This window comes from Dethiosulfovibrio faecalis, assembly GCF_021568795.1.
Taxonomy (GTDB): Bacteria; Synergistota; Synergistia; order Synergistales; family Dethiosulfovibrionaceae; genus Dethiosulfovibrio; species Dethiosulfovibrio faecalis.
This window is the reverse complement of sequence record NZ_JAKGUE010000016.1, coordinates 52418-61223: the sequence shown is the minus strand read 5'-3', so window position 1 is coordinate 61223 and position 8806 is coordinate 52418. Positions and strand designations below refer to the sequence as shown.

6 protein-coding genes are annotated in these 8806 nt (G+C 54.9%); all 6 read right to left on the bottom strand.

Annotated elements, in window-relative coordinates:
- On the bottom strand, positions 1 to 414 hold a 414-nt coding region (locus L2W58_RS10595), incomplete at its 3' end, for a GTP-binding protein (RefSeq protein WP_236103312.1).
- A 24-nt stretch (positions 415 to 438) separates the two neighbouring features.
- Positions 439 to 2505 carry an elongation factor G gene (gene fusA, locus L2W58_RS10590; RefSeq protein WP_236103311.1) on the bottom strand — a complete coding sequence of 689 codons (2067 nt, stop codon included), beginning with the start codon at positions 2503 to 2505 and terminating at the stop codon, positions 439 to 441.
- A gap of 50 nt (positions 2506 to 2555) precedes the next feature.
- A complete protein-coding gene (gene rpsG / locus L2W58_RS10585; protein ID WP_236103310.1) occupies positions 2556 to 3026 on the bottom strand; it encodes a 30S ribosomal protein S7 in 471 nt (156 codons plus the stop codon).
- 22 nt (positions 3027 to 3048) lie between these two features.
- Positions 3049 to 3423, bottom strand: a complete 375-nt coding sequence (gene rpsL / locus L2W58_RS10580; protein ID WP_236103309.1) for a 30S ribosomal protein S12 — start codon at positions 3421 to 3423, stop codon at positions 3049 to 3051.
- Positions 3423 to 3716: a ribosomal L7Ae/L30e/S12e/Gadd45 family protein gene (locus L2W58_RS10575; protein WP_236103308.1), complete on the bottom strand. Its 294-nt coding sequence runs from the start codon at positions 3714 to 3716 to the stop codon at positions 3423 to 3425. Before L2W58_RS10575 ends, rpsL begins: the two co-directional genes overlap by 1 nt.
- A 106-nt stretch (positions 3717 to 3822) precedes the next feature.
- On the bottom strand, positions 3823 to 8805 hold the full coding sequence (gene rpoC, locus L2W58_RS10570; protein ID WP_236103307.1) for a DNA-directed RNA polymerase subunit beta': 4983 nt from the start codon (positions 8803 to 8805) through the stop codon (positions 3823 to 3825).
- Position 8806: the final 1 nt, after the last annotated feature.

Sequence of the window (8806 nt, the reverse complement as noted above, 5' to 3'; positions counted from 1 at the left end):
GACTTTGTTCATGAAAACCACCAGGGCGGGAACGTTCACCTGACGGGCCAGAAGCACGTGCTCCCTCGTCTGAGGCATCGGACCGTCCGCGGCCGAGACAACCAGGATGGCTCCGTCCATCTGTGCAGCTCCGGTGATCATGTTCTTGATGTAGTCGGCGTGTCCGGGGCAGTCGATGTGAGCGTAGTGACGCTTGTCCGTCTGATACTCGATGTGAGCGATGTTGATCGTTATTCCGCGCTCTCTCTCCTCAGGCGCCTTGTCGATGTCCTCGAACTTGGTGAAGTCGGCGAAACCCTCCGTGGACAGCGATTTCGAGATAGCCGCCGTCAAGGTCGTCTTGCCGTGGTCGATGTGACCGATGGTCCCTATGTTCAGATGCGGTTTTGTCCTTTCAAATTTCTCTTTTGCCATGGTACTCCCTCCTAATCAGAAGTCCTATTTCTTGAGGATCTCCTCGGCAACGCTTGCCGGGACGGCCTCATAGTGATCAAACTGCATGGTGTAGGTGGCTCGACCGGAGGTCTTGCTCCTTACGTCGGTGGCGTATCCAAACATCTCTCCCAAGGGAACGTATGCCTTTATCGCCCTGGCGTTGCCACGAATCTCCATGCCCTCGACTCTTCCGCGACGAGAGGAAAGGTCTCCCATGACGTCTCCGACGTATTCCTCGGGAGTCACTACCTCCACGAACATCACCGGCTCCATAAGGGTAGGCCCGGCTTTTCTCATGGCTTCCTTGAACGCCATGGACGCAGCGATCTTGAACGCCATCTCGGAGCTGTCGACATCGTGATAGCTTCCGTAAACCAGCGAGACCTTCACACCTATTACGGGGAAGCCTCCGAGTATACCGTTGGTGATGGATTCCTCCATACCCTTCTGTACAGCAGGTATGTATTCCCTCGGGATAACCCCACCGACGATCTTGTCCTCGAAGATGAACCCTTTGCCTTCCTCGAGAGGCTCCATGTCGATGACCACGTCTCCGTACTGACCGCGACCTCCGCTCTGACGAACGAACTTACCCTGAACCTGGGAGACCGCCTTGGTGATGGCCTCTCTGTAGGCGACCTGAGGACGGCCGACGTTGACCCCGACCTTGAACTCTCTCTTGAGACGGTCGACGATGATGTCGAGGTGAAGCTCTCCCATTCCGGAAATAACGGTCTGACCGGTCTCCTCGTCGTTGCGGACCACGAAGGTGGGATCCTCTTCGGCCAGAGCGATAAGCCCCTTGGAGAGCTTGTCTTTGTCGCTCTGGGTTATGGGCTCGACCGCCAGAGATATAACCGGCTCGGGGAATTCGAGGGTTTCGAGAACGATCGGCTTCTTCTCATCGCAGAGGGTATCGCCGGTCCTGGTGTTCTTGAGACTCGGAAGGGCGACTATCATGCCGGCGCCGGCCTCGTCTATGTCGGTTCTCTTGTTGGCGTGCATCTGCAGTATTCTGCCGATACGCTCCTTCTTGCGACTGCTCGGGTTGTAGAGGGACATCCCCGACTTAAGAACCCCCGAGTAAATCCTACAGAAGGTCAGCTTACCCACGAAGGGGTCCACCGCTATCTTGAAGGCCAGGGCGGATACTGGCTCGTCCTCGTTGGCGTGCCTCTCCAGCTCCGATCCGTCGTCGGGATCCACTCCCACTATAGCGGGAAGGTCCATGGGGCTTGGAAGATACGCCACTACGGCATCCAGAAGGGGCTGAACCCCTTTGTTCTTGAAGGCCGTCCCACACATCGCCGGGACGATATCGAGAGAGATGGTGCTCTTCCTGATGGCCGACCTGATCATGTCGTTGGAGACTTCCTCTCCCTCGAGGAAGAGGGCCATTATCTCCTCGTCAAAGTCGGACAGGGTCTCTATCATAGACTCCCTGTAGAGCTTTGCCTCTTCCATCATGTCCGCAGGGATCTCCTCCATAGTGGGCTCGGCACCCATCACGTCGGAAAAGAGAATCGCCTTCATCTCTATGAGATCGACGACCCCCTGAAACTCCTCCTCGGAACCTATCGGAAGCTGAAGAGGAACCGCGGTAGCCCCCAGCCTTTCCTTGAGCTGATCGACCACGGTAAGAAAGTTGGCTCCGACCCGATCCATCTTGTTGACGAAAGCTATACGAGGGACATGGTACTTATCGGCCTGACGCCACACGGTCTCGGACTGAGGCTCGACTCCGCCTACGGCACAGAATACCGATACGGCTCCGTCAAGAACCCTCATGGAACGTTCGACCTCGACGGTAAAGTCCACGTGCCCGGGTGTATCAATTATATTGATATTATGGCCCTTCCACTGACATGTGGTAGCAGCGGAAGTGATGGTTATGCCTCTCTCACGTTCCTGCTCCATCCAGTCCATGGTGGCCGCGCCCTCGTGAACCTCACCGATCTTGTAGTTCCGCCCGGTGTAGAACAGGATACGCTCGGTGGTGGTCGTCTTGCCTGCGTCTATATGCGCAGCTATTCCTATATTTCTTATCTTATGTAGATCCATTCCAGCCATAATTATCACCTAGGACACGTAACGTCGACTGACGAACATATCGTCAAGTGCTACCAACGGTAGTGAGCGAAGGCCCTGTTGGCCTCTGCCATCTTGTGGGTATCTTCCCTCTTCTTGATGGAGCTACCCTCGCCTTTGTAGGCATCGACAAACTCCCTGGAAAGCCTCTCGCTCATGGGCATACCCTTCTTGCCTCTGGAGTAGGAGATTATCCAACGGATGGCGAGAGCCTGGGCCCTTGCGGGCGCAACTTCCACGGGGACCTGATAGGTCGCACCACCGACCCTGCGGGAACGAACCTCGACGAGAGGCTTGACGTTCTCCATGGCCTTATTGAAGACCTCGATAGGCTCCACACCCAGTTTTTCGGCGGCTTTATCGAGAGCCTCGTAGACTATCCTCTCGGCGGTGCTTTTCTTACCGTCGAGCATGACCTTATTGATGAACTTAGTGACAGCGAGGTTGCCGAATCTAGTATCCAGCAACGAATCTCTCTTTCTCACATGCCCTTTACGCGGCATGACACTACCTCCTTATACCCTTTTAGGACTTGGGACGACGGGCACCGTATTTGGAACGGCTCCGACGACGACCCTCGACACCGCCGCAATCAAGGGTACCGCGTACGATGTGATAGCGCACACCGGGAAGGTCCTTGACTCGACCACCCCTGACCAGGACGACAGAGTGCTCCTGCAGATTATGGCCGACTCCCGGTATGTACGAGGTCACCTCGATACCGTTGGTCAGACGCACACGGGCGACTTTTCTCAAAGCCGAGTTAGGCTTCTTTGGAGTGATCGTATAGACTCGCGTACAGACCCCTCTTCGCGCCGGACAATTCTGCAACGCCGGGGAGTCGGATTTCTTGACCTTATCACTCCGACCTTTCCGGACTAGCTGGTTGATTGTTGGCACTACGTTACCTCCTTCCAGATATTCTTATATGCTTTCTTAACAGCGGTCGTCCGCTGCAAAGCCGCAGTAGCTGCGCCCCTATCTATGACGCAAGCCCTACCCAGAGATGCCATAGACTCGACCGTCTCCATAGGAACCCCTCGCTCGGAACACATACGGGAAATCTCCTGAATCATCGAAACGTCGGCGTCGGCAGCGATGAAGACTTTACGGACGTTGTCCCTCGAAAGCTCGCGACGGACCTGTTTGAAACCGACTAATCGTCTACCCTCGGCCAACTCCGCTACGTTCATCATAAAACCTCCTGAGCATAGGCACCGGGTAATGATAACAACGACCTGATGCTATGTCAAGAAACATAACACCAGGTCGAGCTTTATTTCGAAAGATTATTCGTTTTTAGGACTCTTTTTCGTTGACCGCGATCTTTCGGAAATCCTCCACTCCCGTTCCAGCCGGGATGAGGTGACCGATTATCACGTTCTCCTTCAAACCTACGAGGTTATCGACCTGACAACGGACCGCTGCACCAGCCAGTACCTGAGCAGTCTGCTGGAAGGACGCCGCACTCAGGAAACTGTCCGTGGCCAGAGCGGCTTTCGTTATGCCGTGAATGAACTTCCGGCACTCGGGGTTTTGCCTGAGCTTGCGAACGAAGGTAACTCTGGAGACTATGTTTCTGGTCTCGTTGTTACAGTGAATAGGCCTTATGACCAGTTCCTCCGGATCAGCTGCGACCAACTCATCCAGAAGGGTTTTATTTATCTCCTGGCCTGAGTCGGCTGCGATCCTTCCGTCAACCTCTACCCTGTCCAGCAGGACCTTTCCATAACAGGTCTCAGCTATGACCTCCTTGAGGATGTTCTCCCTCGTGATTATATCCTCACCTATCGAGATGGCCGCAAGATCTCCGTCTATTATCCCTCGAACTACGCTGCCGTCGACGAGCTGAGGCCTTGAGGATAACGCATTGCCCTGGGAATCTATGGCCTGCCTCAGAGGTTTACCCCATATCCTGGCCAGGAGTCTTTCCTGCATTGCATCGGAGACACTGATCCTCTCGATCCCCTTCCATACCTTGACGGAGGGCACGTCGTTTATCCTTAACAATGCGGCTATTTCCTCCGTGACCATATGGTCCTTGAGGGCGACGGCTTGACCGTCCACCACGACGTCCTCCGCAAGATAGGCCGAGTCAACCAGCTTCTCTATTACCTCCACGTCCCTGACCCTCAAGGGTCGGGGTTCCTGAGAGGTCACCACCGACAACTGTCCAAGTGTAAGAGGCTGCCCCGATTCGACGACCTTTCCATCCCTGGATTCGAAGGGATCGATAAGCTCGAATCCCTTGAGCTCTTTTCTGAAAGAGGCCTCTCCCGCCACGATCCTAAGAGGTCCGACCTCATCGGTCACGTTTATCTCCGTCACCGGCGCTCCAGGAGTCAGGATCGACCTTATGAGCTCCTCGTCCATGGGCTGATCTTTTTTCTTGCTCAGATCCGTTTTGACGGCTCCGGCAATTCCCTGGAAGATTTTACCGGAGAAGATCTTGACCGCCTCGTGTATGTTGTTCTCGTTTTCCTCCAGTATTACCTTTTCCTCGGCCTCCACGTCACCGGCCCAGACCAGATCTCCAGCCACGAAGGCTGTGTCCCCTTCATCGACGACCCTCAGTCTGTTAACAGGAGCGACCTTTCTGAGGATTACCTCTATATGTTTGTTGTTGATGGAGACGCCTTGAGATCGGTAGACCTCCTGAATGCTGTCCACCAGGTATTTCTGAACCTCTTCCTGTCCAAGCACCTCGAGAAGTTGCTGAGGATCGATATAGCCCTCTGTCAGCTTCGTCGAACGGTAGACAGGCTCGCCCTCTTCGACCAGAAGGTTCTGCGACGAAGGGATGGTGTGGGTGATCTTCTGTTCGTTCCCGGGCTCCTCGGAGGTTATTATTACCTTGCGCTTGCCCTCCATCTCCCGAATTTCGATCACCTTGCCGTCCACACCGGCAAGGACGGAGACTTTTTTGGGACGACGGGCCTCGAAAAGCTGCTCTATCCTCGGAAGCCCCTGGGTGATGTCCTCACCGGTAATCCTGACTCCCCCGGTATGGAAGGTCCTCATGGTGAGCTGGGTTCCAGGTTCACCGATAGACTGGGCGGCAACGACCCCTACAGCCTCTCCTATGTCGACGACGGAACGGGTAGCCAGGTCGACACCGTAGCACTTCTGACATATACCGTGTCTGGTTGTGCAGGTCATGGGGCTTCTTACCCAGATCTCCTTGAATCCGCAGGAATCTATCCGGGAAGCCAGATCCGGAGTTATGATCTCACCGGCTCCGACTATAAGATCTCCGGTCTCGGGATCGTTGACATCGTTAAGAGACGTCCTGCCGGCTATCCTCTCGCTGATGGGGATGACCGTCTTGCCGTCGCTCTCCAAAGGCTCTATCTTGACACCTTTGTCCGTTCCACAGTCTTCCTCGGTTATTATGACGTCCTGAGATACATCGACGAGACGTCGGGTCAGATAACCAGACTTGGCCGTACGAAGAGCGGTATCGGCCAGCCCCTTTCTGGCTCCATGAGTGGAGATAAAATACTCCAACATGTTCATTCCCTCACGGAAGTTGGTGGTGATGGGGTAATCTATTATTCGACCGGTCGGGTCGGCCATAAGGCCTCGGATTCCGGCCATCTGAGCCAGCTGTCCTCGGCTTCCCCTGGCTCCGGAGTCCACCATCATCCTGACCGGGTTATCGTGCCCCATGTGGTTCAGGATTGCGTTTCCGACATCGGCGGCCGCCTTGGACCACAGGGTCTCCTTCTGAAGGAGGTATTCGTCCTCCGAAAGAACCCCCATATCGTACTGGTTTCTTATCTCGTCGTCCTCTACCAGAGAAGTGGAGACCACGTCCTCTTTTTCCTTGGGTATTACGACGTCGGTGACGCAGAAGCTTATACCACTCAGGGTAGCCCAGTGATAGCCGAGCCCCTTTATAGAGTCCAACATCTCGACCATTTCCTGACGGGAGACCTGGTTGTAACCGAGGTCCAGCAACCTGCTGAGATCCTTCTTGCCCAGCTGACCGTCGAGGAATCGAAGTTTTTTAGGGAGATAGCTGTTGAAAAGGACCCTTCCCGGCGAGGTCTCGAACCATTTTCCGTTTTCGTCCAGGAAGGAGACTCCCCATTGAGCGACCTTGTCCTTCCAGTTACCCCATTCGTGGTTCCATCTCATGCGAATTCTGGCGTTCACATGCACAACCCCGTGATCCAGAGCGGTTAAAACGTCGTCGAAGCTATCAAAGTATTTGCCCTCTCCGGTCATACCCTCTCTGAGATTGGTCAGGTAATATATCCCCAATATTATGTCCTGCGAGGGAGCCACTATGGGCTTCCCGCTGGCGGGGGAGAGTATGTTGTTGGCGGAGAGCATGAGCATCCTGGCCTCCGCCTGGGCTTCCACGGAGAGAGGTACGTGTACTGCCATCTGATCTCCGTCGAAATCGGCGTTGAAAGCTGTACAGACCAAGGGGTGAAGCCGTATGGCCTTACCCTCCATCAAGACAGGCTCGAAGGCCTGGATGCCCAATCTGTGAAGCGTAGGAGCTCTGTTCAGCATCACGGGGTGATCCTTTATGATCTCCTCCAGAATGGCCCAGATCTCCTCCTTGCCTCTTTCGATCATCCTTTTGCCGCTCTTGACGTTCGGAGCTATGCCTAGATCCACCAGTTTCTGTATTACGAAGGGCTTGAACAGCTCCAGAGCCATCTGCTTGGGAAGGCCGCACTGGTATATCTTTAAATTGGGCCCTATCGTTATAACAGAACGACCGGAGTAGTCCACTCGCTTACCGAGCAAATTCTGACGGAAACGCCCCTTCTTACCTCTCAACAAATCGGAGAGACTCTTGAGGGGACGATTGCCGGCCCCCAGCACCGCCTTGCCCATTCTACCGTTGTCGATCAGCGCGTCGACCGACTCCTGGAGCATCCTCTTTTCGTTCCTGACTATTATCTCCGGAGCCCTGAGTTCCTGGAGCTTTCTCAGTCGGTTGTTTCTGTTTATGACCCTGCGATACAGGTCGTTAAGGTCCGAGGTGGCAAAACGCCCTCCGTCGAGCTGAACCATGGGACGAAGGTCCGGAGGTATGACCGGCAGAACCTCGAGCACCATGGATTGAGGGTTGCAATCACCCTTGCGAAAATCCTCTACGACCTGGAGTCTCTTGACCAACTTTCGACGTTTCTGGCCGGAAGTCTCGGATAACTCTTCCCTGAGTTCCTGGGCCAGGTGGTCCATGTCCAGGGTATCGAGCATCTCCCTGACACCTTCCGCACCTATGCCGGCTCGAAATTTCTTGTCGTAGTGGCTACAGAGATGCTGTTCTCTGTCCAGTATCACGTCACCGTCGTCGAAGGGGGACTCGCTGCCGTCTATCACCAGGAAACAGGGATCCTCCACGACCACCGTCTCGAGCTGAGCGGTAAAGCGTTCCGGATAGCGCTCCTGAAAGAGGTTGAACTCGCTGGTGGATATAACGTCACCCTTAGAGAAAGGGAGCTTGGCAACCGACGTGACGACAAACCCCTCCTGGTTGCCCGACATGGCCCTCTCTACCGTTACGTCCAGCCCTTCTTCTTTTAACGACCGATATTCATCTCCGGACAGGATCGACTCGAGCTCGATCTCGACTCCCTCGCCGCAGCCTTTCACGACAAAGGCAGGCTCGGCGGAAAAGGATTCGTCGCCGTAATCGGCCTTGTAACGACTTATCTGAGAGGACGATACGATGTCGCCCTCCGATATGGGGACATCGTCGACCGATACGACCCTATAGGCCTCCTCTGCCTTGAACTTCGGGTCGTAATGACAATGAAGTCTGACCTCGCTTTCGGAGACCACGTCTCCCCTCTTGGCGAGATCGGATCTCTTGCCCTCTATGACTACCTTGAAGGCCGGCTCCCTTTTTCTGATGGGAGCGAAGTAGACCACCTTCTCCAGCATCTTCGTGGCGGTACCCAGCAACAGACTGAGTCTGCTGGGGATTCCCCGGAGATACCATATATGGACGACAGGGGCGGCCAGCTCGATGTGGCCCATTCTCTCTCGACGAACGCGGTTATCTGTGACCTCCACGCCGCATCGATCGCATATCACGCCCTTGAATTTCGGACCGCTTTTCTTGTACTTGCCGCAGGCGCATTCAAAACTTTTAGTGGGTCCGAAGATACGCTCGCAGAAAAGGCCGTCTTTCTCGGGCCTCAAGGTCCGGTAGTTGATGGTCTCGGGTTTCTTGACCTCTCCGGTGGAAAGTCCCCTTATCTCTCCGGGACTGGCAAGACGTACCCTGACTCCGACGATCTCGCGACGGGTCATC